General features: G+C 71.9%; 21 protein-coding genes, 4 tRNA genes and 1 other RNA gene. 14 read left to right on the forward strand and 12 right to left on the reverse strand.

Translation table 11 applies throughout. The features are described 5' to 3' along the window. The first annotated feature begins 130 nt into the window (after positions 1 to 130). Positions 131 to 274 carry a hypothetical protein gene (locus ACFY1J_RS41780; RefSeq protein ID WP_390712304.1) on the forward strand — a complete coding sequence of 48 codons (144 nt, stop codon included), beginning with the start codon at positions 131 to 133 and terminating at the stop codon, positions 272 to 274. Beyond that, entirely contained in the window at positions 252 to 1061 is an 810-nt protein-coding gene (locus ACFY1J_RS41785; RefSeq protein ID WP_390712305.1) for a YwiC-like family protein, read from the forward strand. Before ACFY1J_RS41780 ends, ACFY1J_RS41785 begins: the two co-directional genes overlap by 23 nt. Positions 1062 to 1165: 104 nt before the next feature. On the opposite strand, the gene purL is transcribed toward ACFY1J_RS41785, so the two are convergent. Genes purL through purS form a run of 3 tightly spaced genes read right to left on the reverse strand, consistent with a single transcriptional unit; the run spans position 1166 to position 4361 of the window. After that, the gene (gene purL, locus ACFY1J_RS41790) at positions 1166 to 3424 is read right to left on the reverse strand and encodes a phosphoribosylformylglycinamidine synthase subunit PurL (protein WP_390712306.1); all 2259 of its coding nucleotides are present in this window, start codon (positions 3422 to 3424) and stop codon (positions 1166 to 1168) included. After that, the gene (gene purQ, locus ACFY1J_RS41795) at positions 3421 to 4101 is read right to left on the reverse strand and encodes a phosphoribosylformylglycinamidine synthase subunit PurQ (RefSeq protein ID WP_390712307.1); all 681 of its coding nucleotides are present in this window, start codon (positions 4099 to 4101) and stop codon (positions 3421 to 3423) included. Before purQ ends, purL begins: the two co-directional genes overlap by 4 nt. After that, positions 4098 to 4361 carry a phosphoribosylformylglycinamidine synthase subunit PurS gene (gene purS / locus ACFY1J_RS41800; protein ID WP_363299597.1) on the reverse strand — a complete coding sequence of 88 codons (264 nt, stop codon included), beginning with the start codon at positions 4359 to 4361 and terminating at the stop codon, positions 4098 to 4100. The genes purQ and purS overlap by 4 nt, the downstream gene beginning before the upstream one ends. Before the next feature lie 341 nt (positions 4362 to 4702). On the opposite strand from purS, the gene ACFY1J_RS41805 reads away from it, so the two are divergent. The 8 genes from ACFY1J_RS41805 to ACFY1J_RS41840 all read left to right on the forward strand — a co-directional run bounded on the left by ACFY1J_RS41805 (position 4703) and on the right by ACFY1J_RS41840 (position 9222). Further along, positions 4703 to 5020: an Lsr2 family protein gene (locus tag ACFY1J_RS41805; RefSeq protein WP_263210394.1), complete on the forward strand. Its 318-nt coding sequence runs from the start codon at positions 4703 to 4705 to the stop codon at positions 5018 to 5020. Positions 5021 to 5179: 159 nt separating this feature from the next. Continuing rightward, a tRNA-Gly gene (locus ACFY1J_RS41810) sits at positions 5180 to 5251 on the forward strand. An 84-nt stretch (positions 5252 to 5335) separates the two neighbouring features. Then, positions 5336 to 5411: transfer RNA gene (locus ACFY1J_RS41815), tRNA-Gly, on the forward strand. 118 nt (positions 5412 to 5529) lie between these two features. Continuing rightward, a complete protein-coding gene (locus ACFY1J_RS41820; protein WP_390712308.1) occupies positions 5530 to 6480 on the forward strand; it encodes an ABC transporter ATP-binding protein in 951 nt (316 codons plus the stop codon). Then, a complete protein-coding gene (locus ACFY1J_RS41825) occupies positions 6477 to 7256 on the forward strand; it encodes an ABC transporter permease (RefSeq protein ID WP_390712309.1) in 780 nt (259 codons plus the stop codon). The genes ACFY1J_RS41820 and ACFY1J_RS41825 overlap by 4 nt, the downstream gene beginning before the upstream one ends. 14 nt (positions 7257 to 7270) lie before the next feature. Further along, complete coding sequence (locus tag ACFY1J_RS41830; RefSeq protein WP_390733060.1) at positions 7271 to 8512, forward strand: sensor histidine kinase; 1242 nt, start codon at positions 7271 to 7273, stop codon at positions 8510 to 8512. Then, positions 8509 to 9123 (forward strand): response regulator, encoded by a 615-nt coding sequence (locus tag ACFY1J_RS41835; RefSeq protein ID WP_390733043.1) that lies wholly within the window; start codon positions 8509 to 8511, stop codon positions 9121 to 9123. The genes ACFY1J_RS41830 and ACFY1J_RS41835 overlap by 4 nt, the downstream gene beginning before the upstream one ends. A 23-nt stretch (positions 9124 to 9146) precedes the next feature. Then, positions 9147 to 9222 (forward strand) — tRNA-Gly (locus ACFY1J_RS41840). Between the two features lie 47 nt (positions 9223 to 9269). On the opposite strand, the gene ACFY1J_RS41845 is transcribed toward ACFY1J_RS41840, so the two are convergent. The 6 genes from ACFY1J_RS41845 to ffs form a co-directional block, all read right to left on the reverse strand. Next, a complete protein-coding gene (locus ACFY1J_RS41845) occupies positions 9270 to 10169 on the reverse strand; it encodes a phosphoribosylaminoimidazolesuccinocarboxamide synthase (RefSeq protein ID WP_390733044.1) in 900 nt (299 codons plus the stop codon). A gap of 68 nt (positions 10170 to 10237) precedes the next feature. After that, the gene (locus tag ACFY1J_RS41850; RefSeq protein WP_390712312.1) at positions 10238 to 11740 is read right to left on the reverse strand and encodes a N,N-dimethylformamidase beta subunit family domain-containing protein; all 1503 of its coding nucleotides are present in this window, start codon (positions 11738 to 11740) and stop codon (positions 10238 to 10240) included. Between the two features lie 183 nt (positions 11741 to 11923). Beyond that, a complete protein-coding gene (locus ACFY1J_RS41855; protein WP_390733061.1) occupies positions 11924 to 13798 on the reverse strand; it encodes a hypothetical protein in 1875 nt (624 codons plus the stop codon). A gap of 362 nt (positions 13799 to 14160) precedes the next feature. Next, a complete protein-coding gene (purD, locus tag ACFY1J_RS41860; protein ID WP_390733045.1) occupies positions 14161 to 15414 on the reverse strand; it encodes a phosphoribosylamine--glycine ligase in 1254 nt (417 codons plus the stop codon). A gap of 155 nt (positions 15415 to 15569) precedes the next feature. Beyond that, a complete protein-coding gene (locus tag ACFY1J_RS41865; RefSeq protein ID WP_390733046.1) occupies positions 15570 to 17828 on the reverse strand; it encodes a DNA polymerase III subunit gamma and tau in 2259 nt (752 codons plus the stop codon). Between the two features lie 48 nt (positions 17829 to 17876). Further along, an RNA gene (gene ffs, locus ACFY1J_RS41870) (signal recognition particle sRNA small type) lies at positions 17877 to 17971 on the reverse strand. Between the two features lie 73 nt (positions 17972 to 18044). Between ffs and ACFY1J_RS41875 the strand changes: the two genes are divergently transcribed. Next, positions 18045 to 18132, forward strand: a tRNA-Ser gene (locus ACFY1J_RS41875). Positions 18133 to 19380: 1248 nt separating this feature from the next. On the opposite strand, the gene ACFY1J_RS41880 is transcribed toward ACFY1J_RS41875, so the two are convergent. The 3 genes from ACFY1J_RS41880 to ACFY1J_RS41890 all read right to left on the reverse strand — a co-directional run bounded on the left by ACFY1J_RS41880 (position 19381) and on the right by ACFY1J_RS41890 (position 24058). Beyond that, on the reverse strand, positions 19381 to 21129 hold the full coding sequence (locus tag ACFY1J_RS41880) for a copper resistance CopC/CopD family protein (protein ID WP_390733062.1): 1749 nt from the start codon (positions 21127 to 21129) through the stop codon (positions 19381 to 19383). 180 nt (positions 21130 to 21309) lie between these two features. Continuing rightward, positions 21310 to 21930 (reverse strand): GNAT family N-acetyltransferase, encoded by a 621-nt coding sequence (locus ACFY1J_RS41885; RefSeq protein WP_390733047.1) that lies wholly within the window; start codon positions 21928 to 21930, stop codon positions 21310 to 21312. Continuing rightward, positions 21923 to 24058, reverse strand: coding sequence for a penicillin acylase family protein (locus ACFY1J_RS41890; protein WP_390733048.1), 2136 nt, complete (start codon positions 24056 to 24058; stop codon positions 21923 to 21925). The genes ACFY1J_RS41885 and ACFY1J_RS41890 overlap by 8 nt, the downstream gene beginning before the upstream one ends. Positions 24059 to 24208: 150 nt before the next feature. On the opposite strand from ACFY1J_RS41890, the gene ACFY1J_RS41895 reads away from it, so the two are divergent. From ACFY1J_RS41895 to ACFY1J_RS41905, 3 genes are all read left to right on the forward strand, one after another. Further along, positions 24209 to 24823 carry an HhH-GPD-type base excision DNA repair protein gene (locus ACFY1J_RS41895; protein ID WP_390712318.1) on the forward strand — a complete coding sequence of 205 codons (615 nt, stop codon included), beginning with the start codon at positions 24209 to 24211 and terminating at the stop codon, positions 24821 to 24823. 76 nt (positions 24824 to 24899) lie between these two features. Beyond that, on the forward strand, positions 24900 to 25580 hold the full coding sequence (locus ACFY1J_RS41900; protein WP_390733049.1) for an HdeD family acid-resistance protein: 681 nt from the start codon (positions 24900 to 24902) through the stop codon (positions 25578 to 25580). 79 nt (positions 25581 to 25659) lie between these two features. Then, entirely contained in the window at positions 25660 to 25974 is a 315-nt protein-coding gene (locus ACFY1J_RS41905) for a hypothetical protein (protein ID WP_390733050.1), read from the forward strand. The last annotated feature ends 37 nt before the right edge of the window (positions 25975 to 26011 follow it).

The following is a 26011-nucleotide window of genomic DNA, read 5'->3' on the forward strand; positions in this document are numbered from 1 at the left end:
ACGCGCCCGCGCCCCGTAACGCGGTGCCGGTTATGTTAGAGTCCGTTCTAGTAGAAACTAGAATTTTCGTTTCTATTATCACCCATGTTTTCACTTTCGGTGGCAGCGGCCGCGCCGGAAAGGACCTCCCTTGCTCAGCGATGACGGCGTACGCAACCGGCTGGGCGAGGACTTCGACGAGACCGAGGCACAGCACATCCTCGACGGCATACTCATCCGTCTCGACTCGGCCCTCAAGAACGAGGCAGCCCATGTCCCCGCAGATACCATCTGAGTCAGCCAGGACGGTTGAGTCGGGCAGCACGGCCAGGGCAGCCGGGCCCCGTTCCGCCCCGGTCCGGCGCCGACGGCGCGGCCAGTGGGTTCCTCCGCAGCACGGCGCCTGGGCCTTGCTGCTGGTCCCCTACCTGGCCGGACTGATCGAGGTCGGCTTCTCCTGGGTGCAGATCCCGCTACTCCTGGGCTGGGTGGGCGGCTATCTGCTGTCCTACTTCGGCCTGCTGGCCGTCAAGACCCGTCGCCCCTCCCGGGTCCGCACACAACTCCTCGTCTACGGAAGCATCACGCTGACCGCCGGCGTCACGGTTCTGCTCGTCCGGCCACAGATCCTCCTCTTCGCCCCGGTCTTCGCGGCGGTACTCGCGGTCAACGGCTTCTTCGCCAAGGCCCGCCGTGACCGCGCCCTGGCCAACGGACTGGTCTCGGTCGTGGCGGCGACGCTGATCCTGCCGGTCGTGGCTGTGGCCGGCGAAGCGTCCCCCTGGCAGGTAACCGGCACATCCCTGGTGACGCTCCTCTACTTCACCGGCTCCCTGCTCTTCGTCAGAACGACGATCCGGGCCCGGGGCGACCGCGGGATGATGACCACGTCGCTCGCCTTCCACGCCGCGGCGCTCCTGGCGGCGGCCTGGCTGGCCCTCCCCTACGCGCTGCCCTTCACCGGCTACCTCCTCCGCGCGGCCACCCTGCCCCGACGCGGTCTCACGCCCAAGCAGATCGGCATCGTGGAGATCTTCAGCTCGCTCGCCCTCCTGGCGACGGTGATCTGGGTGGCGGTCTGACACAGCGGTGACGGCGCAGCATGAAGGCCCCGCTCAACGATGAGCGGGGCCTTCATGCTGCCGCGGGACGGTCCCGAAAGGAGATCACGCCCCAGGGACGGGGATCACGCCAGCAGCGCCGGGATCGTGCCCTCGTGGGCCTCGCGCAGCTCGGCCAGGGAGAGTGCGAACTCGCCCTGGACCTCCACCGCGTCGCCGTCGACGACGCCGATGCGGGTGGCCGGGAGGCCGCGCGCGCCGCACATGTCGTTGAAGCGGACCTCTTCCGAGCGCGGCACGGCGACGATCGCGCGGCCCGCCGACTCGGAGAGCAGGAAGGTGAACGCGTCGAGCCCGTCCGGTACGACCAGACGCGCGCCCTTGCCGCTGAGCAGCGCCGACTCCACGACCGCCTGGATCAGACCGCCGTCGGACAGGTCGTGCGCGGAGTCGATCATGCCGTCCCGGGAGGCGGAGATCAGGATCTCGCCGAGCAGACGCTCCCGCTCCAGGTCGACCTTCGGGGGCAGGCCGCCGAGGTGGTCGTGGACGACCTGGGACCAGGCCGAGCCGCCGAACTCCTCACGCGTGTCGCCGAGGAGGTAGAGCAGCTGGCCCTCTTCCTGGAAGGCGACCGGCGTGCGACGCGCGACGTCGTCGATGACGCCGAGGACCGCGACGACCGGGGTCGGGTGGATGGCCGCTTCGCCCGTCTGGTTGTAGAGGGAGACGTTGCCGCCGGTCACCGGGGTGCCGAGCTGCTGGCAGGCGTCCGCCAGACCGCGCACGGCCTCCGCGAACTGCCACATGACCGCCGGGTCCTCGGGCGAGCCGAAGTTCAGGCAGTCGGAGACGGCGAGCGGCTTGGCGCCTGTCGTCGCCACGTTGCGGTAGGCCTCGGCGAGAGCCAGCTGCGCGCCCGCGTACGGGTCGAGCTTGGCATACCGGCCGTTGCCGTCCGTGGCGATCGCGACGCCGAGGCCGGTCTCCTCGTCGACGCGGATCATGCCGGAGTCCTCGGGCTGGGCGAGGACGGTGTTGCCCTGCACGAAGTGGTCGTACTGCGAGGTGATCCACTTCTTGGAGGCCTGGTTGGGCGAGCCCACCAGCTTCAGGACCTGGTCCTTCAGCTCCTCGGAGGTCGCCGGGCGCGGCAGCTTGTTCGCGTCGTCCGCCTGGAGCTCGTCCTGCCAGGACGGGCGGGCGTACGGGCGCTCGTACACCGGGCCCTCGTGGGCCACGGTCCGCGGGTCGACGTCGACGATCTTGCCGCCGTGCCAGTAGATCTCCAGGCGGTCGCCGTCGGTCACCTCACCGATGACGGTGGCGATGACGTCCCACTTCTCGCAGATCTCGAGGAACCGGTCGACCTTCTCCGGTTCCACGACCGCGCACATGCGTTCCTGCGACTCGCTCATGAGGATCTCCTCGGGCGAGAGCGTGGAGTCGCGCAGCGGCACGTCGTCCAGCGTGACGCGCATACCGCCGGAGCCGTTGGAGGCGAGCTCGGACGTGGCGCAGGACAGGCCGGCCGCGCCGAGGTCCTGGATGCCGACGACCAGCTTCTCCTGGAAGGCCTCCAGGGTGCACTCGATGAGGAGCTTCTCCTGGAAGGGGTCGCCCACCTGGACGGCCGGACGCTTGGAGGGCTTGGCGTCGTCGAAGGTCTCGGACGCGAGGATCGACGCGCCGCCGATGCCGTCGCCGCCGGTGCGGGCGCCGTACAGGACGACCTTGTTGCCCGCGCCGGACGCCTTCGCGAGGTGGATGTCCTCGTGCCGCATGACGCCGATGGCACCGGCGTTGACCAGCGGGTTGCCCTGGTAGCAGGCGTCGAAGACAACCTCGCCGCCGATGTTGGGCAGGCCCAGGCAGTTGCCGTAGCCGCCGATACCGGCGACCACGCCCGGCAGGACGCGCTTGGTGTCGGGGTGGTCGGCCGCGCCGAAGCGCAGCGGGTCCACGACCGCGACCGGGCGGGCGCCCATCGCGATGATGTCGCGGACGATGCCGCCGACACCGGTGGCCGCGCCCTGGTAGGGCTCGACGTACGACGGGTGGTTGTGCGACTCGACCTTGAAGGTGACCGCGTAGCCCTGGCCGACGTCGACGACGCCCGCGTTCTCACCGATGCCCACCAGCATCGCGTCGCTCTGCGGGGCCTTCTCGCCGAACTGGCGCAGATGGACCTTGGAGGACTTGTACGAGCAGTGCTCGGACCACATGACCGAGTACATGGCGAGCTCGGCGCCGGTCGGGCGGCGGCCCAGGATCTCGACGACCCGCTCGTACTCGTCCTTCTTCAGACCGAGTTCGGCCCAGGGCAGCTCGACGTCGGGGGTCGCGGCCGCGTGCTCGACCGTGTCCAGAGGCGTCCGGCTCATGCGCCCACCAGCTTCTTGAGGATCGAGGTGAAGAACGGGAGGCCGTCGGTACGGCCCGTACCGATCAGCGGCTCGACGGCGTGCTCGGGGTGCGGCATCAGGCCGACGACGTTGCCGGCCTCGTTGGTGATGCCGGCGATGTCGCGGAGCGAGCCGTTCGGGTTGAAGTCCAGGTACCGAAAGGCGACCCGCCCCTCGGCCTCCAGCTTGTCGAGCGTGTACTCGTCGGCGACGTACCGGCCGTCCATGTTCTTCAGCGGGATGTGGATCTCCTGGCCGGCGCTGTAGTCGCTCGTCCAGGCGGTCTCCGCGTTCTCCACCCGCAGCTTCTGGTCGCGGCAGATGAAGTGGAGGTGGTTGTTGCCGAGCATCCCGCCCGGGAGAAGGTGGGCTTCCGTGAGGATCTGGAAGCCGTTGCAGATACCGAGGACGGGAAGTCCGGCCTTCGCCTGCTCGATGACGGACTCCATCACCGGTGAGAAGCGGGAGATGGCTCCGGCCCGCAGATAGTCGCCGTAGGAGAAACCGCCGGGCAGCACCACGGCATCGACCTGCTTGAGGTCCTTGTCCTTGTGCCAGAGGGCGACCGGTTCGGCACCCGCGTGGCGGATCGCGCGCCGGGTGTCGCGGTCGTCGAGACTTCCGGGGAAAGTGACGACGCCAATACGAGCGGTCACTTCGCGGCCTCCGCGACTTCCTCCACCTTGACGGTGAAGTCCTCGATCACGGTGTTGGCGAGGAAGGATTCCGCAAGATCGTGGATGCGGGCGAGCGCGGCCTCGTCGACCGGGCCGTCAACTTGAAGTTCGAATCGCTTTCCCTGACGTACGTCGGAGATGCCTTCGAAACCCAGTCGCGGCAGTGCGCGCTGCACCGCCTGGCCCTGGGGGTCGAGGATCTCCGGCTTGAGCATGACGTCGACTACGACGCGTGCCACTGGCACTCCCGGTGTGTGGTGCTGAGCAGGTTCCTTCAGACTACCCGCACAAAATTTCTACGCGAGTAGATTGTAGGAAACTACGTGACGGGCATCACGATCAGGTGTCGAACGGGTGCCCTCACCAAAAAATCTGGGAAAGTTCGGCGGTCCACCCGTGGCAGCTATTGCGCTCGGACACGCGGGCGGATTTAGTCGGGCTTCACTTTGCATTGCCGGGCACTGTACAAATGAATTGGCAATAGCCGATACTTTCCCCGTTAACAGGCGGACAGTCGACATCTCCCGGGCGTCTTGGCACGTCACCGCAGAGGGGGTGTCGCACGAAGGGACCGATATTCGTGGCGCAGAAGGTCGTGGTCACTCTCTTTGACGACATCGACGGCTCGGAAGCGGCGGAAACGATCGCCTTCGGACTCGACGGCAAGTCGTACGAGATCGACCTCAATCAAGCCAATGCCAAGAAACTGCGTAAGGCTCTTGAGCCGTACGTGGCGGCCGGCCGCAAGAGGGCGAAGTCGGGCAAGACCTACCGGCAGACCGAGGTCGCTCCCGATCCCGCGGCCGTCCGCGCCTGGGCCCAGGCGAACAAGATGGACGTGCCCGCGCGCGGCCGGATCCCCAAGAAGGTCTACGAGGCGTTCAGCGCCGCCCAGTGACGCCCGCGAGGGGTGAGTCCTCAGGGTCCGTCACCGGGCCCTGAGGACAGCCGACTTGGAAGCCGTCAGCAGCCGACTTGCGCTACCCCCCTGCTGATCAGCTAATGTCTGGAGCACGCCGAGGGGCGAGGCCGAAAGGCCGGATCCCACGGACTACATGCGGGTGTAGTTCAGTAGTAGAACATCCCCCTTCCAGGGGGAAGGCGCAGTGTGCGATTCCTGTCACCCGCTCTGGCACCACTACCGTCACAAGGACTCTTGTGGATCGGGTAGGCTGGTGCTCGCACCGATCGGTGGGAGCCGGTCGGGAGCAGTGCGGACGTAGCTCAGTTGGTAGAGCGCAACCTTGCCAAGGTTGAGGTCGCGAGTTCGAGCCTCGTCGTCCGCTCCAGAGAAGCCCCGGTCTTCGCGACCGGGGCTTTTTTATGTGCCGTCCGTCTGACATTTGTCATGCCGAGTGATGACACCGCGCACTGCTGCCAGGCCCCGCCCGCCGGGACGCTGAGGTCATGGACATCAACGAGCACGAGCACGTGATCGAGGTCACCGACCTCCGGCGTGTCTACGGGGGCGGGTTCGAGGCGGTGCGCGGAATCAATTTCTCCGTGGCCCGCGGCGAGATCTTCGCGCTGCTGGGCACCAACGGCGCGGGCAAGACATCGACGGTCGAGTTGCTGGAGGGCCTCACGCCGCCGGCGGGCGGACAGGTGCGGGTCCTCGGCCACGACCCCTACCTGGAGCGGGCCGCCGTACGGCCGCGCACCGGTGTGATGCTCCAGGAGGGCGGCTTCCCGTCCGAGCTGACCGTCGCCGAGACGGCGCGGATGTGGGCCGGCTGCACCAGCGGGGCCCGGCCGGAAGGCGAAGCACTGGCGCTGGTCGGGCTGGCCGGGAAGGCCGGTGTGCGGGTGAAGCAGCTGTCGGGAGGTGAGCGGCGGCGCCTGGATCTGGCGCTCGCGCTGCTCGGCGAGCCCGAGGTGCTGTTCCTCGACGAGCCGACGACCGGGCTCGACGTCGAAGGGCGCCGGGACACCTGGGAGTTGGTACGGGCCCTGCGCGACACCGGCACCACCGTGCTGCTCACCACGCACTACCTGGAGGAGGCGGAAGGCCTCGCCGACCGGCTCGCGATCCTGCACGAGGGCCGCATCGCCGCCTCCGGCACGCCCGCCGAGGTGACCGCGGGCCGGCCCTCCCGCATCTCCTTCGAACTGCCCCAGGGGTACTTCCTCGGCGACCTGCCGTCGCTCGCCGAGCTGGCGGTGTGCGGGCACGAGGTGGCGGGCAGGACCGTACGGCTGCGCACCCGGGAACTCCAGCGGACGGCCACCGGGCTGCTGGTGTGGGCCGAGCGGGCCGGGGTCGAACTGCGCGGCCTCGACATGCGGTCGGCCTCGCTGGAGGAGGCGTTCCTCGGCATCGCGCGGGAGCAGGAGCCCACGGCAGGAGCAGCGGCATGAGCACGCTCGCACACGCACCGGTGGCCCGGCGGCTGCGCGCCCTGGCCCGGGCCGAACTCACCCTGCTCGGCCGCAACCGCAGTGCCGTCCTCACGGCACTGCTCGTACCGCTCGCGCTGCCGTTCACCGTGCGGCCCGCGGTCGAGCAGATCGACCTCAAGGCCGAGGGGCTGACCGTCGGCACGGTGATGCTGACGGCCTCGATCGGCTTCTCCTTCCTCTTCTGCGTGTACACCGCCCTGGTGGGCTCCTTCGTCACCCGCCGCGAGGAACTCGTCCTCAAGCGGCTGCGCACCGGCGAACTCGGGGACCTGGAGATCCTCGTCGGCACGTCCCTGCCCGCGGTCTGCGTGGGACTCGCCCAGGCGCTGGTGCTGTCCGTGGGCTGCGCGGTGCTCCTCGACGCGGGGGCGCCCAGGGCGCCGCAGCTGGCCGTGCTCGGCGTCCTGTCGGGCCTGGTGCTGAGCGCCGCGTTCGCCGCCCTCACCTCGGCCTTCACCAGGACCACCGAGAGCGCCCAGGTCACCGCACTGCCCCTGGTGCTCGTGTCGATGATCGGCTCGGGCGTCGCGATCCCCACCGAGGTGCTGCCCGACCGCCTCTCCTCCGTCTGCGACCTCCTCCCGCTCTCCCCCGCCCTCCGGCTGGTCCGCGCGGGCTGGACCGGCCACCTCGGCGCGAACGAGGTGCTGGGCGCCGTACTGACCACGCTGGCCTGGACCGTTCTGGCGGTGTTTGCTGTACGGCGGTGGTTCCGGTGGGAGCCGCGGCGCTGAGTTCCGGGGAGCACATGGTGGGGCGGATACGGCGGTTGCACCAGCGTCACTGGCGGGAGCGCAGCAAGGCGGAGCGCGTCGAGCTGCAGAGCGTGGTCACCTGGTACGCCACCATCTGGGTACTTCCGTTCAGCTGGCTGATGCTGCCGCTGGTGGGCGGGCTCGACCGGCGGCCCGTGCCGATGGTGCTCGGCGGGCTGCTGGTCGCCGTGGACCTGCTGCAGTGCGCCGCCGCGGGCCGGCTCGTCCGGCCCGCGCTCGACCACTACCTGGGGCGCGCCGAACTGCCGCCCCGCTCCCAGCGCGCCGCCGCCGTCCTGCTCGGCCTGGCGCTCGCCCTGATCATGGCACTCGCCGCGGTCGACGGGACCGATCCGCTCACGGCCCGGCTGGCGATCGCGGCGGTGCTCGTGCCGTTCGGACTGCCCTACGCGCTCACTGTGTCCGTCCCGGTGTTCCTGCGCCGATCCGCGGTCCTCACGGCGCTGATCGTGGGCGCCCTCTCGATCGTGCGCCTGGACGGTCTCGGTGTCCTCGCCACGACGGTGGTGTGCGGCTTCGCCACCGGCTTCGCCCTGACGGCCGCGCGCTGCGGCGCCTGGACCCTGTCCGTGCTCTGGGAGGCGGAACGCGCCCGCGAGATCGAGGCCCGGCTCGCCGTCGCCGAGGAGCGGCTGCGGTTCGGACGGGATCTGCACGACGTCCTGGGGCGGAACCTGTCCGTGATCGCCCTCAAGAGCGAGCTGGCCGTGCAACTGGCCCGGCGGGGGCGGCCGGAGGCCGTGCAGCAGATGATCGAGGTACAGCGCATCGCACAGGAGTCGCAGCGGGAGGTGCGCGATGTCGTACGGGGCTATCGGGAGGCCGACCTCGATGTCGAACTCATCGGCGCGCAGGGCGTGTTGACGGCGGCCGGGATCGACTGCGACATCACCGGTGCCGCCGACGGGCTGCCCGCCGACGTGCAGTCCGCGCTCGGCTGGGTCGTGCGGGAGGCCACCACCAATGTGCTGCGGCACGGGGACGCCCGGCGATGTGCCGTGAGTCTGCGGGTGCTGGAGGGGCGTGTGGTGCTGACGGTGGAGAACGACGGAGCGTCCGCGGCCCCCGACGGGGGAGGGGGTTCCGGGCTCGCGGGGCTGCGGGAGCGGCTGGCCGTGGTGGACGGGACCCTGACGGCGGGCGGCGTCGGGGAGGACGGGTTCAGGCTGGTGGCAGAGGTGCCCGTGGCGAGTGTGAGTGGAGTTGCGTCATGAGTTCCCCGGTACGGCTGTTGCTCGCCGACGACGAGCATCTGATCCGCGGGGCGCTGGCCGCGCTGCTCTCCCTGGAGGACGACCTCGTCGTGGTCGCCGAGGCGGCGACCGGGCCCGAGGCGCTCGCCATGGCGCGGGCCCATGAACCGGACGTGGCGGTCCTGGATCTTCAGATGCCGGGCGCCGACGGTGTGAAGGTCGCCACATCCCTGCGGGCCGAACTGCCCGGCTGCCAGGTGCTGATCGTCACCGGTCACGGGCGGCCCGGCCATCTGAAACGGGCCCTTGCGGCAGGTGTGCGCGGGTTCGTCCCGAAGACCGTCAGCGCCCAGCGGCTCGCGGAGATCATCCGTACCGTGCACGCCGGAAACCGCTACGTCGACCCGGAGTTGGCCGCCGACGCGATCTCCGCCGGGGACTCGCCGCTGACCGCGCGCGAGGCCGAGGTCCTGGAGCTGGCCGCCGACGGGGCACCGGTCGCGGAGATCGCCGAGCGGGCCGCGCTGTCGCCGGGGACCGTGCGGAACTACCTCTCCTCGGCCGTGACGAAACTCGGGGCCGAGAACCGCCATACGGCGGTGCGTCTCGCACGAGAGCGAGGTTGGGTATAGTTGCTCTCGCGCAGCAGCGCAATGCGGACGTAGCTCAGTTGGTAGAGCGCAACCTTGCCAAGGTTGAGGTCGCGAGTTCGAGCCTCGTCGTCCGCTCCAGCAAGGCCCCCGGTCTCCCGGGGGCCTTTTGCGTTACGCCCATTGCGTTACGCCCAGCTCAGGCCCGTCAGGCGCTCGTAGGCCTCGATGTACTTCGCCCGCGTGGCGTCCACGACCTGCTGGGGCAGCGGCGGCGGGGGCTGCTCGCTCTTGCGGTCCCAGCCGGACTCGGCGGAGGTCAGCCAGTCGCGCACGAACTGCTTGTCGTACGACGGCTGCGCGCGGCCCGGCTGCCATTGGTCGGCCGGCCAGAAGCGGGAGGAGTCCGGGGTGAGGACCTCGTCGGCGAGGACGAGGGTGTCTGACTCGAAGCCGAACTCGAACTTGGTGTCCGCGAGGATGATCCCGCGGTCACGGGCGATGTCCCGGGCCCGGTTGTAGACGGCGAGGGTGGTCTGCCGCAGTTGGGCGGCAGTGTCCGCGCCGACCTGCCGGGCGACCTCCTCGTACGACACGTTCTCGTCGTGCTCGCCGACCTCGGCCTTGGTGGCCGGGGTGAAGATCGGGGCGGGCAGCTCGGAGCCGTCGACGAGACCCTCGGGCAGGGCGAGGCCGCAGACCGTACGGGACTCCTGGTACTCGGCGAGGCCCGAGCCGGTGAGATAGCCGCGGGCCACGGCCTCGACCGGGATCATTCGCAGGGACTTGCAGACCAGGGTGCGGCCCGCCCAGTCGGCGGGCGCGCCCGCGGGCAGCTCGGTGCTCAGGACGTGGTTGGGGACCAGGTCGGCGAGCTGGTCGAACCACCACAGGGAGAGCTGGGTGAGGACGCGGCCCTTGTCGGGGATCTCGGTCGGCAGCACCCAGTCGTAGGCGGACATGCGGTCGCTGGCGACCATCACGAGGTCGCCCGCCTCGTTCTGGTACAGCTCGCGCACCTTGCCGGTGTGCAGATGCACCAGACCCGGAACCTGGATCGGCTCGGGCTTTTCTACGAATCCGGACACGGTTCCTCCCCGTGGTTCTGTCCAATGGCTCGATTGTCCCGTATCGGACATGGACCACCGACAGGGGGTCAGTCTCGCTTGCAGATTCGGTCCAACAGGTTGGCGGTGGCCCGCTGGATACGGGGGTCCACGTGTCCCGGCCGGTCCAGGGCCGGTGACCAGGCGAAGGTCCCCGACGCGAAGACCAGGGCGCCGGAGGGCGCGCGGTACAGGGAGGTCTCCTGGTGGCGCTGGACGCCGTCGTTGTCGGTGTAGGGGGAGTGGGCGAGGAGGATGCGCTCCTCGTGGTCGGGGAGCGGGGTGCGCGGGAAGTAGCGGTCGGCCTCGCCGGCCACCAGGCCCGCCAGTTCGTCGCCCTCGCCGGCTCCGGTCGCCTCCCACAGCCAGTGGCCGGCGTTGCGGACGACCAGCGGATGGGGCTCGGGGACCCGGCCCGCGTACTGGATGCCGACCAGCTGCTGTTCGGGGCGGTCGATCTCGCGCCAGAGCACCGGCCTGCCCGGCCCCTTGCGCTTTCGGCAGGTGAGCAGGCGGTCCGGCACGCCGGAGGGGGCGGGGCCCAGCTCCACCTGCCAGTACATGGTGTTGGCGGAGAGGAAGACGAGCGAGGTGCCGCTCTCGCGGGCGATCTCCACCGTGCGGCGCATCTGGGTCGACCAGTACTCGTCGTGGCCGGGGAAGACCAGGCCCCGGTATCGGGTGGGGTCGACGCGTCCGGCGTGCAGATCGCGGGCGTCGGCGTAGGCGAGGTCGTAGCCGTACCGTTCCGCCCAGCGGATGAAGTCGTAGGCGTGGCCGACGTGCAGGGGCAGGCCCGCGCCCGCGTACGGGCGGTCGAAGGAGACCGTGGTCGCGGCGTCGGCCTCGCCGAGCAGCCGGCCCTTCTCGTCCCAGGCGTGGTAGAGGCTGGCGCCGGTGTGGCCGTCCTCCGGGTAGAGGTTGTAGGCCTGCCAGGTGATGTCGGGGAGCAGTAGGAGCAGATCCGCGGGGTGTTTGTCGCGAACCGTGAACGGCACGTGGGAGCGGTAGCCGTCGGCGGTGGTGAGGACGGCCACGTAAGCGCCGTTGCTCCAGTACGACGGGATCTGCAGCCGCCAGGACAGCCACCAGTGGTGGCAGGAGACCGTGCGGTCGGCGGTCAGCGGCGGGGGCTGGACGATGCCGGAGAGCCGGGGGCTGGTGGTGATCTTGGCGGCGCCGTCGCCGCCGTAGTGGCCGATGCGGTAGATGTCGACGCCGAACTGCTGGGGCGGGTCGACGGTGATGTGGAAGTCGACCGCCTCGCCGGGCGCGACCGCGCCGGTGGAGGTGAAGCCCTTGATCTGGCGGTGGACGTCGTCCGCCGAGCGGGGGCCGCCGGAGGGGCGCGGAGCCGGCACTCGCGGCCTGCCGGTGCCCGTCGGGGGCGCGTGCTGCTGGGTCGCGTCCACGTACCAGGGGACGACATGGCCGGTGTCGTCGAAGTAGGTCTCGCTGCCGCGCAGCCAGGGAACCGGTCCCAGGCCGAAGGGGTCCGTGACGGCGTGTGCGAGTGCCCCCGACTCCCAGCGGCGGATCTGCTCGGATCCCATGATCGCTCCCCTCCCTCGGGCCCCCGTGCTGTGCGTGCGATGCGGCTGTCGTATGTCGTAAGCCCTTGCCATGTGCGCGATCGGTCCCAGCACATCACATAACGCACGCGCACGGTCACTATTCGTTGCGAATTGACCTGAAATGGAAGAAGGCGCTCCGCTACGACGGACCATCGTCCGAGGTCAGACGAGCCGTACCGGCTTCTCCGGGCGTATCCCCGACTCGATCAGCCAGGCTCGAAGCGGGTCCGGATCGCCTTCCTCGGTCAGGCTGAGCACCCGGGAGGTCAGATCCGCGGCCCGCTCGCCGTTGATGAGGAGGGACGGGCCGTCGAGCCAGTCCAGGCCCGGGACCGCGCCCGCCGTGTCCATCGCGGCGCAGCACACCATCGCCGTGACGTGGTCGGCGAGCAGCTCGCGGGCGGTGCGCGGGGGCTGGAGGGGGAACAGGGGCAGGGCGCCGTCGTCCCACAGGCCGGTGTCGGGGCCCTGGCCGGGGCGGGCCGGGCCGGTCGGCGGTGCGGAGGCGCAGGCGGAGGCCTCCTCACGGGCCAGTTCCGCGCTGAGCCGCGCGGCGAGGGCGGCACCGTGCTGGTTCTCGGAGTCGCCGTCGGGCTCGTCGTCGTATGCGGCGGTGCCGGGGAAGGCCCGGTCGTACCCGGCGTCTTCGCCGGCTTCTTCGGCGCCCACGCCCTCGGGCGTCTTGTCCTCGTCCTCCGCGGCAATCGCGTCTCCCTCGCCGCACGCACCGGCCGGAGAGGGGTCACCGTCGGCCTCGTCCGGTGGATCCGACAGGTGGTCGAGGACGCGGGACAGGGTCGGGCCGTCGGGGGCCGGGGCGGTGGGGTCGGGGGTGGCGCGGACACCGAGGGAGTCCAGCACGCGGTGGAGACGGGCCGCGTCGGTGCGCCACTTCCGGTCCACGACCTCGTCCGGATACTCCTGCCAGTCCACCGGGGACCAGTCCGGGCCCTGCTCCGCGGGGCCGCCGTGGAAGAGGCGGGCGGCGAGCAGGGAGGCGGCCTCGTCCACAAGGCCGGGCTCTTCCAGCAGGTCGCAGGCGGGACGCTCGCCGAGCCGGGAGGCGAAGCCCTCGGCCAGGCGATCCCGCCGGGACAGCTCGGTCAGCGCCGCCACCACGCCCGCGTCCAGCCGGGAGGGCCAGCGGCCCATCCGCCAGGCCGGCAGCGCGACCCGGGTCAGCAGCCGGTCCCAGCCCGCGTACGCCAGCCCCACCTGTTCCTGGGCGACGATCCGCAGGCCGTAATCCACAGCCTGTGCACGCTCGGCGGCCGCGGCGGCCACGCCTCGCTCCATCTCGGCCGCGTGCTCCCGGCAGCCGCGCAGCATCAGTCGCGCCACCCAGCCGACGCCGGCCAGCACGGAGCGGGCGAGCGGGCCACGGCCGGGTGCGGAGGTCACGGCGACCGCCGCGTCCAGCCCCCGGACGAAACGCCGGGCGGCCGCTATGTCCGGGTGCGCCGAGGGGCCCGTACCGGCGACGACCGGAGCGAGCACCGCACGCAGCTCGCCGACCCGCATCCACCACAGGAACGGGGAGCCGATGACGAGGACGGGCGCGGCCGCCGTGCGGCGCTGGGCGCGTCGGCCCGGGTCCGCCAGCTCGTCGTGGTGCTCGGGCGGGGGCGGGCCGTGCGCGGGGTGGGTGCGGTCCTCCAGCCAGCTGTCGCAGTCCGGGGTGAGCGCTATGGCGGAGGGCGCGGGCACGTCGAGCCGGTCGGCGAGGTCACGCACCATCCGGTACAGGTCGGGGGCGGACTCCTCCGGGATCGCGACCGTCGGGCTCACGGCCGGGCGGGAGCGGGCCACGATCAGCGCGATGCCCGCGGCGGCCAGCAGCACCAGCAGGGCGACCCCGCTCATGGTCCAGCGGGCGAGGTCCCAGCCGCGGCCGGGCAGATGGCCCGTGGAACCGCCGGCCAGCAGGATCACGGCGGCGGCCGCGGGCAGCAGGGCCACGGCCAGCGCCCGGCCGCGGATCCGCAGCACGGCGAGGGCCCGGGACCGCGCCGCCTGCGCGCCCGCCTCCACACCCATTCCGGTCACGACCGGAGGTCACCCCCTCGCTGATGCCGCTGATGCCCTGGTGCTGTCCTGGCGTTGCTCACTCCCCCACTGTGGCACCCGCCGGAGACATCGCAATGCCGGTGGGCCAAGTGCCGGAACGCTTGCGCCGCACCCTAGTTGGGGCCTCGGCCCCCGTCAGCCGGATGGGGCATTGCTCACTCGATGGAATGGCTTTGGTCAGAGGTGTACGACAGACAGCAATGATCAGGCCCCGGATTTCTCCGGGGCCCGAGGCATGGCACGAGGACGGTGGCCGTCCAGCGTTTTGATCCAGCGTTCGTACGGCGGCTGCTCGGCGTTTGCCCGGCAGTCGTACGGCGTTTGTACGGCGGCTACGCGCCCGCCGCCGCCTTCGCGGCGATGTCCGTGCGGTGCTGCGAACCGTCGAGGCCGATGCGCTCCACGGCCGCGTACGCCCGCTCGCGGGCCTTGGTGAGGTCCTTGCCGGTCGCCGTGACGGACAGGACGCGGCCACCGGCGCTGACGACCGCCTCGCCCTCGCGCCGGGTGCCCGCGTGCAGCACGTACGCGTGCGGGGCGTCCTCGGCGGCGACCCGGTCGAGACCGGTGATCGGGTCGCCGGTGCGCGGGGTGCCGGGGTAGTTGTGCGAGGCGACGACGACGGTGACCGCCGCGTCCTCGCTCCAGCGCAGCGGGGCCAGGTCGTCGAGGGCGCCGTTCGCCGCGGCGAGCAGGACGCCGGCCAGCGGGGTCTTCAGGCGCGCCAGGACCACCTGGGTCTCCGGGTCGCCGAAGCGGGCGTTGAACTCGATGACCCGTACACCGCGCGAGGTGATCGCGAGACCGGCGTAGAGCAGCCCGGAGAACGGGGTGCCGCGCCGGCGCATCTCGTCCACCGTGGGCTGCAGAACGGACTGCAGGACCTCTTCCACCAGCTTGGGCTCGGCCCAGGGAAGCGGGGAGTACGCGCCCATGCCGCCGGTGTTCGGGCCCTCGTCGTTGTCGAGGGCCCGCTTGAAGTCCTGCGCCGGCTGGAGCGGGACGACGGTCTCGCCGTCGGTGATCGCGAAGAGGGACACCTCGGGGCCGTCGAGGAACTCCTCGATGACGACGCGCTCGCATTCCGCCGCGTGCGCCTTGGCGGCCTCGATGTCGTGGGTGACGACCACGCCCTTGCCGGCGGCCAGCCCGTCGTCCTTGACCACGTAGGGGGCGCCGAAGGCGTCGAGGGCCGCGGCCACCTCCTCCGCGGTCGTGCAGACGTAGGACCGGGCGGTGGGTACGCCGGCGGCCGCCATCACGTCCTTGGCGAAGGCCTTGGACCCCTCGATCTGCGCGGCCTCCTTGGAGGGGCCGAACACCGGGATGCCCGCCTCGCGCACGGCGTCGGCGACCCCGGCGACCAAGGGGGCCTCCGGGCCGACGACCACGAGGTCGGCCTCGACCTCTGTGGCCAGCGCGGACACGGCCTTGCCGTCCAGGGCGTCCACCTGGTGCAGCTCGGCGACCTCGGCGATGCCGGCGTTGCCGGGGGCGCAGTGCAGCGCGGTGACGTCGGGGTCGAGGGACAGGGAGCGGCACAGGGCGTGTTCGCGGGCGCCGCTGCCGATGACGAGGACCTTCACGGGGTCAGCCTATCCGGCGCGGGCCGGGGTGTTTGTACGGGCTTCCGAAGGCCGGGGGCGGAGACCGCTGTACGTTCCTCCGAACGACGGGCTCCGCGGAGCCGGTCCCGACCCCGCCCCTCCTATTCGTTCTATTCGTTTTCGTTCTATTCGTTCTATTCGTTCGAGAACTCCTCGACCACCGTCGCTCCCAGCTCCCGCACGATGAGGTCATGGCCGGAGAGGGCCGATTCGTCGAGGTCCGGGTCGTCGTCCTCCGGGATGTCGTCCTCGGGGGCCACCGGGGGCGGCTCCGGGGCGGCCGTCGGCCGGGGTGCCGGGGCCGGGGTGGGGGCAGCCTGGGCCGGGGGCTGGGCCTGGGGGGCCGGGGACGACTGGGGCGCGGCGGGGCGTTGCGCGGGGGCGCCCTGGTTGCCGTAGCCACTGGCGCTCTGATTGCCGTAGCCACCGCCTCCGCCGTAACCCGGGGAGCCGCCGGGCGGCGGGGGCGCCGAACCGCCCGACGGGTCGACGATCGCCTCGACCTTCCACTGCACGTTGAACTGCTCGGCCAGCGCCTGTCGCAGCACGTCCTCGCTGCCGCTGCTCGCGAAGTTGTCGCGGGCGCCGGCGTTGACGAAGCCGAGCTGGAGGGTGGTGCCGTCGAACCCGGCCACCTGGGCGTTCTGGCTGAGCAGGATCCAGGTGAAGCGACGACGGTTCTTGACCGCCTCCAGGATGTTCGGCCAGAGCATGCGGGGGTCGAGGCCGCCGGGGGCGGGGACCGCGGGGGTGACGGGTGCCGCGGGAGCGGCGGGCGCCGCCGGGGGCGCGGAGGCCGCGGGGCCGGGGGCGGCCGGAGTCTGGGACGACGGCCGGCCGCTGCCCGCCGGGGCAGCCGTCGGCCAGCCGCCGGGACGTCGGCCGGCGCCGGTGGGTGCGGCGGTGGGCCAGGCACCGGCGGCCGGGGCCTGGGCGGCGGGGGCGGGAGCGGGAGCGGATGGCTGCGGGGCGGATGGCTGCGGGGCGGATGGCTGCGGGGCGGATGGCTGCGGAGCGGCTGCCGCCGGGGGAGCCTGCGCCGGAGCCGGGTGCTGGACGCCCTGTTCACCACCGGAGTCCGAACCGCCGCCGGTGGCCCGCACGGCAGCCCTGGCCGCCGCCATGCCACCGCCCGGCGGAACGGGCATCGCACCGGCGGCCGGTCCCGCACCCATGTGCGCCTCGGGACCGGGAACGTACCCCGCCGCGGGCGCACCACCGCCGCCGGAGAAGTTGACGCCCCGCTCGATGCGGTCGAGGCGGGCCATCACCGAGCGCTCGTCGCCGTAGGCGGCGGGCAGCAGCACGCGCGCGCAGATGAGTTCGAGCTGGAGGCGGGGCGAGGTGGCGCCGCGCATCTCGGTGAGGCCCTCGTTGACGAGGTCGGCGGCGCGGCTGAGCTCGGCCGCGCCGAAGATGCCGGCCTGAGCCTGCATACGCTCGATGACATCCGCCGGGGCGTCCATGAGCCCCTTCTCCACGGCGTCCGGAACGGCGGCGAGGATCACCAGGTCCCGGAGGCGCTCCAGCAGGTCGGCGACGAACCGTCGGGGATCGTTGCCGCCCTCGATGACACGGTCGACGACCTCGAAGGCCGCGGCCCCGTCCCCGGTGGCGAACGCCTCGACGACGGAGTCCAGCAGCGACCCCTCCGTGTACCCGAGGAGGGAGGTCGCCATGGCATACGTCACACCGTCCGCGCCCGCACCGGCGAGCAGCTGGTCCATGACGGACATGGAGTCACGCACGGAGCCCGCGCCCGCACGCACCACCAACGGGAGCACACCGTCCTCGACGGGGATGTTCTCCTTCTGGCACACCTCGCCGAGGTAGTCCCGCAGGGTGCCCGGCGGGACGAGCCGGAACGGATAGTGATGGGTGCGCGAGCGAATGGTCCCGATGACCTTCTCGGGCTCGGTGGTCGCGAAGATGAACTTGAGGTGCTCGGGCGGCTCCTCGACGACCTTGAGCAGCGCGTTGAAGCCGGCCGACGTGACCATGTGGGCCTCGTCGATGATGTAGATCTTGTACCGGCTGCTCGCGGGGCCGAAGAAGGCCTTTTCGCGCAGCTCACGGGCATCGTCCACACCACCGTGCGAAGCGGCGTCGATCTCGATCACGTCGATCGATCCCGGGCCGTTCCTGGCCAGGTCCTGGCAGGACTGGCACTCACCGCACGGGGTCGGCGTGGGCCCCTGCTCGCAGTTCAGGCACCTGGCGAGGATCCGCGCGCTGGTCGTCTTGCCACACCCGCGCGGCCCGCTGAACAGGTACGCGTGATTGACCCGGTTGTTCCGCAGCGCCTGCTGCAACGGGGCGGTGACATGCTCCTGCCCGATGACCTCGGCGAAGGACTCCGGGCGATAGCGGCGGTACAGCGCGAGAGACGACACGCATACGAGGTTATAGGCGCCCACTGACAACCATCCCCGCCCGCAAACACAGACGCCCCCCACGCACCCGCCAGAGCCGACCTACCCTTGCTGCCTTCCGGCCCTGGGGGAGTTCAGTCAGATAGCGCCGCGTGAGGGGCTGCGCAAAGAGTACCCGATCCCGGCCAGCAGGAACGAGTTCGCGAGCACTCCCCTCGGTCATGTAATGTTTCCGGCGGAGGATTCGCCTAGAGGCCTAGGGCGCACGCTTGGAAAGCGTGTTGGGGGCAACCCCTCACGAGTTCGAATCTCGTATCCTCCGCCAGCCCAGAGGGCCGGACCAGGAAAGTGGTCCGGCCCTCTGGCGTTTGCCCCGTGCACGTGTGTCAAGGCTCACCGGACAGTGATCGTCACCGACGTGCGGTGGTGCGGCGGCGGGCGGTCTGTCGCCCGCCGGCCTCGCTGCTCACCGATTGCAGGTGATAGTCAGCATCGGCGTGGCGCCGGCGGAATCCAGCGCCCATGTCGTGCCGTTCCAGATGACGTGGGGATTCGCGGCGGCGCCCGCCCCGCTCGCCGAGCTGAAGTTCTGACCGGTGACGAAATTGCAGATGGCAATCGCTTCGGGAACCGCGAGCCGGACGTCGAGACCGTTGATCTTTGGCCCGTTGCACGTTGACAAGGACGTGGACGTGGACGTGCTCGCACAAGTAAGCGTCGCGCCGCGCACGATCTGGGTCGCGAGGAACTGGCCGAAGACCGGTTCGGGAACTGCCGGTCCCTGGGCGCCCTGAGCACCTTGAGCACCCTGAGCGCCTTGAGCACCCTGAGCGCCTTGAGCACCCTGAGCGCCCTGAGCACCCTGAGCACCCTGAGCACCCTGAGCACCCTGAGCACCCTGAGCACCCTGAGCACCCTGAGCGCCCTGAGCACCCTGCGCGCCCTGCGCGCCCTGCGCGCCCTGCGCGCCCTGCGCGCCCTGCGCGCCCTGCGGACCGATTACACCCTGCGGGCCGATGGCGCCCTGCGAGCCCTGCGGGCCGGTTGCACCCTGTGCGCCCTGCGCACCCTGCGCACCCGTCTGTCCGGGGTCGCCCTGCGAGCCCTGGGGTCCTTGCGGGCCGGTGTCGCCCTGTGGACCTTGCGGTCCCTGCGGGCCGGTTGCACCCTGTGCGCCCTGCGGCCCCCGCGGCCCCCGCGGCCCCCGCGGACCGGGAGGTCCGACCTTGCACTTGTCGTGCTTTCCGCGGCACTCGTCACCGCCGGTGGCATGTACCGAGCTCGTGGGCGCCGACAGTGTGCTCATCGGGGCCGCAAGCGCGGGTTCGGCGAAACCGAGCACCACGACGGCCAACGACGCCGCGGCACCGCCGACGCGCCATCTGCCCTGGCTGGGCAGCGGCCCCATGCCGGACCCGGGGCGGTTCTCAGCACTCATGCTCAATTACTCCTCAGAGAAGCGCGCGAATGGACGGGAGGTCCCGCCTTCGAGCACCCTCCGGCACCTTTTCGCCGGGCCGGGCGGCCTGGCGGCGGACGCGCCGAACGATCAAACGATCGGTCTAGCGGAGCGCTACCGCACGATCCGTACCGGCTTCGACACCGTCACCTGGTCCAGGTCCGACGCCCGCACGGTGACCTTCATCGTCCAGGTGCCGGGGATCGGCAGATTGAGGGAGTCGGTGGCCCAGTAGCCGCCCCTGTCGGCGACCTTGGCGTCGAGCGGGCCGATCTTCTGGGTGGCCAGGGTGAAGGAGAGGCGGAGTTCGGGGACGGTGGCCAGGCCGCCGTCGGGGCCGAAGACCACGGCCTCCACGGAGTTCCGGCCCACCCGGCCGGGGTCCAGGGTGATCTGCACCTTGCCGCCGTGGTTGCCGACCCGGAACGGCACCATCGTGACGGAGGCGGTCGGAATGCCGGTCGCCGCCGTGCCCGGGTCCGCCGCCTCGGCCGCCGCCCGGCCCGGCAGGGTGCCCGTCAGGAAGGTCGTGATCACCAGCACCGCGACGCCGACCGTCACCTCCGCGAGCACGGAGCGGCGCAGGCCCCGACGGTCGGGGTCCGGGTCGTCGGAGGACGTTGCGTCAGGCAGGCCCGGCTGTGCCGGCGGTGTCCCGGGCGGGCCTCCGACCGGCTCCGGTACGCGTTCCCGTACGGCCCCTGTCACCCGCGCGGCCACCAGCCGCGCCGTCCACCGGCGCGACCAACCCGCCGCCGCCAGCAGCAGCGTCACCGCGCCCAGCTTGGCGATCAGGAGGCGGCCGTACGACGTGTCCGTGAGCGCGTTCCAGGAGCCCAGGCCGCGCCAGGACTGGTAGACGCCGGTGACGACCAGGACGGTCACGGAGGTGAAGGCGAGGCGGGAGAAGCGGGTGACCACGGCGGGCGGCACCGGTTCGGCGGCGCGGTGCAGCATCGTGAGCAGAGCCGTGAGGCCGCCCAGCCAGACCGCCATCGCCAGCAGGTGCAGAACGGACGACGCCATCGCCACCGGCACCTGGATGCCCGCCGAGGCGTGCTCGGCGGCCGCCCAGGTCAGGGCCAGGCCGACGGAGAGGGCGCCCGCCGCGGTGAGGGCCGGACGGGACCAGCGCCGCACGCGCAGCAGCAGGGCGGCCGCGACGAGCAGCAGCGCCAGGCGGGCCAGCAGGGCCAGTCCCGGGCGGCCGGTCGCCGTACGGGCCAGGGCGGACAGGTCCAAGGCCGTCGCCGGGGCCGTGCCCTCCTCGTACGGGGCTCGGAGCACCAGCAGGATCACACTGGCCCCGAACACGGTCCACCAGCCCGTCACGACCGGCCTGCGCAGCGGGCCGGACTCCGGCGGGCGGCACAGGGCCAGGAACGCGAGCGTGCCGATGAGCAGGGCGACGGCGCCGTACGCGACGTAGCGCACGATGTTGTAGAGGCCGACGGTCGTGGGGTCCTCGGTGGCGCCGTCGGTCACGGTCGCCGTGGTCGGGGAGGGCTTGCCCACGGAGAAGGTGAACGCGCCGGAGACCGGGTGGCTGTCCGCCGAGACGACTCGCCAGGCCACGGTGAACGTGCCGGTGCCGAGCTTGCCGGGCAGGCTGACCCGGGCGGTGTCGGAGCTGCCGGGAGCGTGCCGTGCCTCGCCCGCGCGGACCCGGTGGTTGGCGGGGTCGTACACCCGGAAGGAGTCGTCGAGCAGGGCGACGGACTCGGTGAAGGTCAGGGTGACGTACTCGGGTGCGGACTTGAGGACGCTTCCGTCCGCGGGGTCGGTGGACCGGAGGGCGGCGTGCGCCGAGGCGGTGCCGGCTCCGCCGAGGAGGAGCAGGACCAGCATGGTGCCCAGCAGCACCAGCGCTTGAAGTCGCCGGTTTCCGCTGAAGACACCGCTACGCCAGAAGGCACCGCTACGCCCTTCGCCCACGTCCACCGCTCCGTCTTCACACTCGTGCTCTCGGATACGTACGGACGAACCACCCGCCCCGCTCACCAGGTGGGCCGCGCGAACACCCCGCAGCCCACCACCAGGTCGTCAGGCGTCACCGGGGAAGGCTACCTCCCGGGTGAGGAAGGCCAGTTGGGCGTGTTTTTCCGGCAGGTACACGTCCGGGATGTCGATTTCCGGCAGGACGACCGCCGGACCCTTCTCGAAGCCCTGCCGCACGAAACGGGCGATGGCCTTCTCGTTGCGCACGTCCGGGTCGACCACGATCCGGCGCCGGTCCAGGCCGAGCAGGCAGTACGCGGCGAAGGAGGTCAGCAGCGCCGAGGTCCAGCCGGGCCGCGGGCCGTTCTGCCCGGCGGGTGCGACGAGCAGATGCAGGCCGATGTCGCCGGGCCGGACCTCGTAGCACTCGCCGACCCGGTCGGCCTCCGGGTCGTAGGTCTGCAGCAGCGCGGCCGGTGTGCCGTCCACGACCGCCAGGAAGGCGTGGTGGGCGGCGAGCGTGTCCATGTGGGCGTAGATCTCCCGGATCCGCGCACGGCTCAGGCCGTTCATGCCCCAGAAGGCGGCCCGCTCCTCGCTGACCCAGGCGTGCAGGACGTCGGCGTCGGCCTGCGGGTCGAGGGGCAGGATGCGGACGGTCCCGAAGCCGTCGATCGGCCGCTCGTGCACGGCCTCGCGGGCAGGGGCGGCGTACGGGTCAGACATCGGTGTCCCTTTCGAGGCGGTCCCAGTCGGTGACGACCGGGGCGAGTTCTCCCCCGAGCCACAGGGGGAGTTGGTCACGGTGGTGCGGTGAGCCGGGGACCCCGCAGGCACCGAAGGGCACCACCCAGCGGCTGTCCTCGCGGCGGGCCAGGTCCCAGACGTAGCGGGCGGCCGGGCCGCGGGCGGCGAGGTCGGTGAGTCCGGGCACGGCGGAGGTGCACAGCACACAGTCGTGGTCGCCGGACAGACCGGGTTCGCGGGACGGGGAGTTCGGGGCGTACGGCTCCTCGGGCAACGCCCGCCAGGGGGCGAGGCGGTGGGTGTCGGCCCAGGTGCCCGTCGGCCGGCCGGCGGTGACCTCTTCGAGGGCGGCGCGGACCGTGGCGGGGCGGTCGATGCCGTACAGCTCCTCGGCGCTCAGCAGGTGTTCGAGAGCGAAGCCGACGCGGGGGACGAGGGCCAGCCAGGGGAGCAGGACCTCCGGGTACGCGGGTACCTCGGTCAGCGCGGCGAACGCCGGGTGGGCGGCGAGACGGCGTACGACCGCGCTGCGCACCGCCGCGAACACCGCCGCGCCGGCGCTGTCCGCGTCCATCCGGCGGTTCCAGGCCAGGAGGCGGTCCCGGAGCCGTGCGGCCTCGGGGGTGAGGTCGTCGAGGGCGGCCAGGTGGTCCAGCAGGGGCGCGGCGGAGCCGAGATGGGTGTCCGTGTGGATCGCGGGCATGTCGGCGGCGGACCAGGTGCGGCGCTCGTCGAGGAGGGCGCGGATGCGGTCGGCGCGGTGGGGCGGGGCGAACTCGGTGCCGAGGGGGGTGGCCGGGCCGCGCTGGTTCGCCATCACCGCGATGCCGTAGGTCAGCCCGGCGCGGGGCGTCTCGTGCCAGCCGGTCCACTCGTGGCCGGGCACCCAGGCCGGCACCAGCCGCGTCCGGTTGGCCACCGCCCGCACCGGCACCCGCCCGGCGACACGGTGCAGCAGACCGCCCTCGGTGTCGGCGGCCTGCACGACGTTGACCGGCTCGGCCCAGCCGTCGAGGGCCCGGTCGACGTCGGCGACGACACGGGCACGCAGGAGGGGGAGGAGGGCACTGAAGCCGAGGTCCTCGGTGACCCGGGGCGGATAGCGGAGGGCGAGGGCTGTGGGGATGGCGGGGACCGCGTACGGGGCGGCGGGGTCACCGCCGTACGGGTCGGCGCCGTCCAGCCCCTCCGGTCCCCCGGCGATCACCGGGCCCCGCTCCGTCTCGATCACCTCGATTTCGATCGGTGTCTCCCCGGCGACCTCCACGGTCTCCGTGTGCCGGGCCGCGCGCCCCCAGGTGCCGTCGGGACCGAGGGCCTCGACCCCGGCGCCGGTGCGGCGCAGGCGCTCCCGGTAGAGGTCCTGGTAGTCGGCCATGGCGTTGGTGATGGCCCAGGCGACCGTGCCGGTGTGGCCGAAGTGGGCGATGCCGGGGACGCCGGGGACGGCGAGGCCGACGACGTCGAACTCGGGGCAGGCCAGGCGGATCTGCTGGTAGACACCGGGGTCCTCGATGAAGCGGTGCGGATCGCCCGCGATGACGGCCAGCCCGGTGACCGTGCGCTCGCCGCTCACCAGCCAGCCGTTGCTGCCGGAGCTGCCGGGACCGTCGGCGGCGAACAGGGCGACCGCTTCCGGTCCGAGGTGCCGTGCGACCTGCTCCCGCCACAGCTTGGCCGGGAAGCCCGCGAACAGGATGTGGGTGCCGAGCCAGACGCCGAGCGGGGTCCAGGGGTGCCAGCGGCCAGGGGCGAGGCCGGTCCCGGCGAACTCGGGGCTGCGGCGGGCGCCTTCGGCCAGGCCCTCGTTGACGCCGTCGACGTACGCCCGTATCCAGTCCGCCGTCTCCGGGTCCCGGCCCTCCAGGGCCGCGAAGCAGCGCCGGGCGGTGTCGTCCAGGCGGGCGCGGCGGGCGAACACGTCCCAGGCCAGGGCCGAGGTGCCGAGGAAGGACGCCGAGGTGCCCTGGGACCGGTGCCGCTCGACCTCCAGCTGCCAGGCGCGGTCGAGGGCGGTGACCCGGCCCTGGGCGCGGGCGAGTTCGCGGGCACTGCCGGCGCGCACGTGCGGGATGCCCCAGGCGTCGCGGTAGATCTCGGTCGTCACCCCTGCGACACTCCTTTACTTTAGGTTAGCCTTACCTAACTTACCTGGTCGGGAATCGTATGCGGAGGGTGCCGCAGATGGTGCACGCGGCCGGTGCGTCGCCGACGGCACTGCCGCGCGACCCGAGCCCGCACGGGGGATCATCGACCCATGGACGTCACCCTGCACCTCGCCCAGGACCCCGAGGCCGACCGGCTTCTCGGCCGCAGTCCGCTCGCCGCGCTGACCGGCATGCTGCTGGACCAGCAGGTCCCGATGGAGTGGGCGTTCAAGGGCCCGGCGACCATCGCGGGACGGCTCGGCGCCGACGACCTGGACGCGCACGAGATCGCGGCGCAGGACCCGGAGGCGTTCGCCGCACTGCTCTCGCAGAAGCCCGCCGTGCACCGCTACCCGGGGTCGATGGCCCAGCGCATCCAGCAGCTGTGCCAGTACCTCGTCGAGCACTACGACGGGGACACCGAGGCCGTCTGGCGGGGCGTCGACAGCGGCCAGGAACTGCTGAAGCGGCTTCAGGACCTGCCCGGCTTCGGCAAGCAGAAGGCACAGATCTTCCTGGCGCTGCTCGGCAAGCAACTGGGAGTCCGGCCGGAGGGGTGGCGGGAGGCCGCGGGGGCGTACGGCGAGCCGGAGTCCTTCCGGTCCGTCGCCGACATCACGGGACCCGAGTCGCTGGCCAAGGTGCGGGCGCACAAGCAGGAGATGAAGGCGGCGGCCAAAGCGGCGAAGACGGCCAAGTCCGGGGGCAGGTCCGCGGGCAAGTGACCTCGCGGGCGCGGTGCGTCAGCCGGGTGGACTGTCCAAAGTGGCGCGGGCTCCGAGCCCGTTCACAGCATGGAGCATGACCGAGCCACCGAGCAGCGGCTCCCCCGAGGGCCGGGAGTACGACGACCGCAAGGTCCACTCCACCCAGCACACCCAGCACACCCCGCGCGGCCACCGCGAACCCGAGCCGCCCTTCGAAGGGCCGCTGCACGCCCTGTCCCAGGCCGCCTGGCAGATCGTCCTGCTCACCGGCGTCGCATCCCTCGTCCTGGGCGTCCTGGTGCTGATCTGGCCGGGGCCCTCCCTGCTCGCGGCCGGCATCCTCTTCGGCGTCTACCTCCTCGTCAGCGGCGTGTTCCAGCTGGTCTCCGCCTTCGGCACGCACAAGACGACCTCACTGCGGGTCCTGGCGTTCATCAGCGGCGCCCTGTCGATCCTGCTGGGCCTGTTCTGCTTCCGCGGCCCCATGCAGTCGATCCTGCTGCTCGCCCTGTGGATCGGCATCGGCTGGCTGATCCGCGGCATCACACAGACGCTGGCCGCGGCCTCCGACAGCGGCGTCCCGGCCCGGGGCTGGCAGATCTTCCTCGGGATCGTGACCTTCGTCGCCGGAATCGTGTTGATCGTCTCGCCGTTCCAGTCCATCGCCGTGCTCACCCTGATCGGCGGCATCTGGCTGATCGCGGTCGGCATCGTCGAGATCATCACGTCGATCCGGATCCGCAGCCACGCCGAGCAGGTTCCGCTCGCGCTGTGACCCGGCTCCGTACGCCGTGCGGGCGGAACTCGGCGCCGCCGCGATGAACGCCCTACATCCTGCGGGGAGATGACGTTCCATGAGCACCACGCGAAGCCTCCCGCGCGGCCGTGCCTGGCCGCGGGCGCTCGTGCTGCTGCTCGTCCTGCTGGTGCCGGGCGCCCGCGCCGAGATGCACACGGCGCCGGTCGTGGCCGTCGACTTCGCGGACCACGACGTCCTGGACACGGCCCTGCGGCCACCGTCCCGCACCGCTCCCCGTCCCGTCGAACCAGCGCGTACCGCGCCCGCACCCGACGCGGCGCCCGGCGTCTCGGAGGGCGGCTCGCCGTTCGCCGCGCCGTGGCCGCCGGCCGCCCTGCCCGCCCTGTGCTCCGTGGTCCTGCGCTGCTGACAGACCCCTGCCCCCAGCAAGGTCAGTCAGTACGACG

The organism is Streptomyces sp. NPDC001406 (assembly GCF_042895285.1).
In the GTDB taxonomy this organism is placed as follows: domain Bacteria; phylum Actinomycetota; class Actinomycetes; order Streptomycetales; family Streptomycetaceae; genus Streptomyces.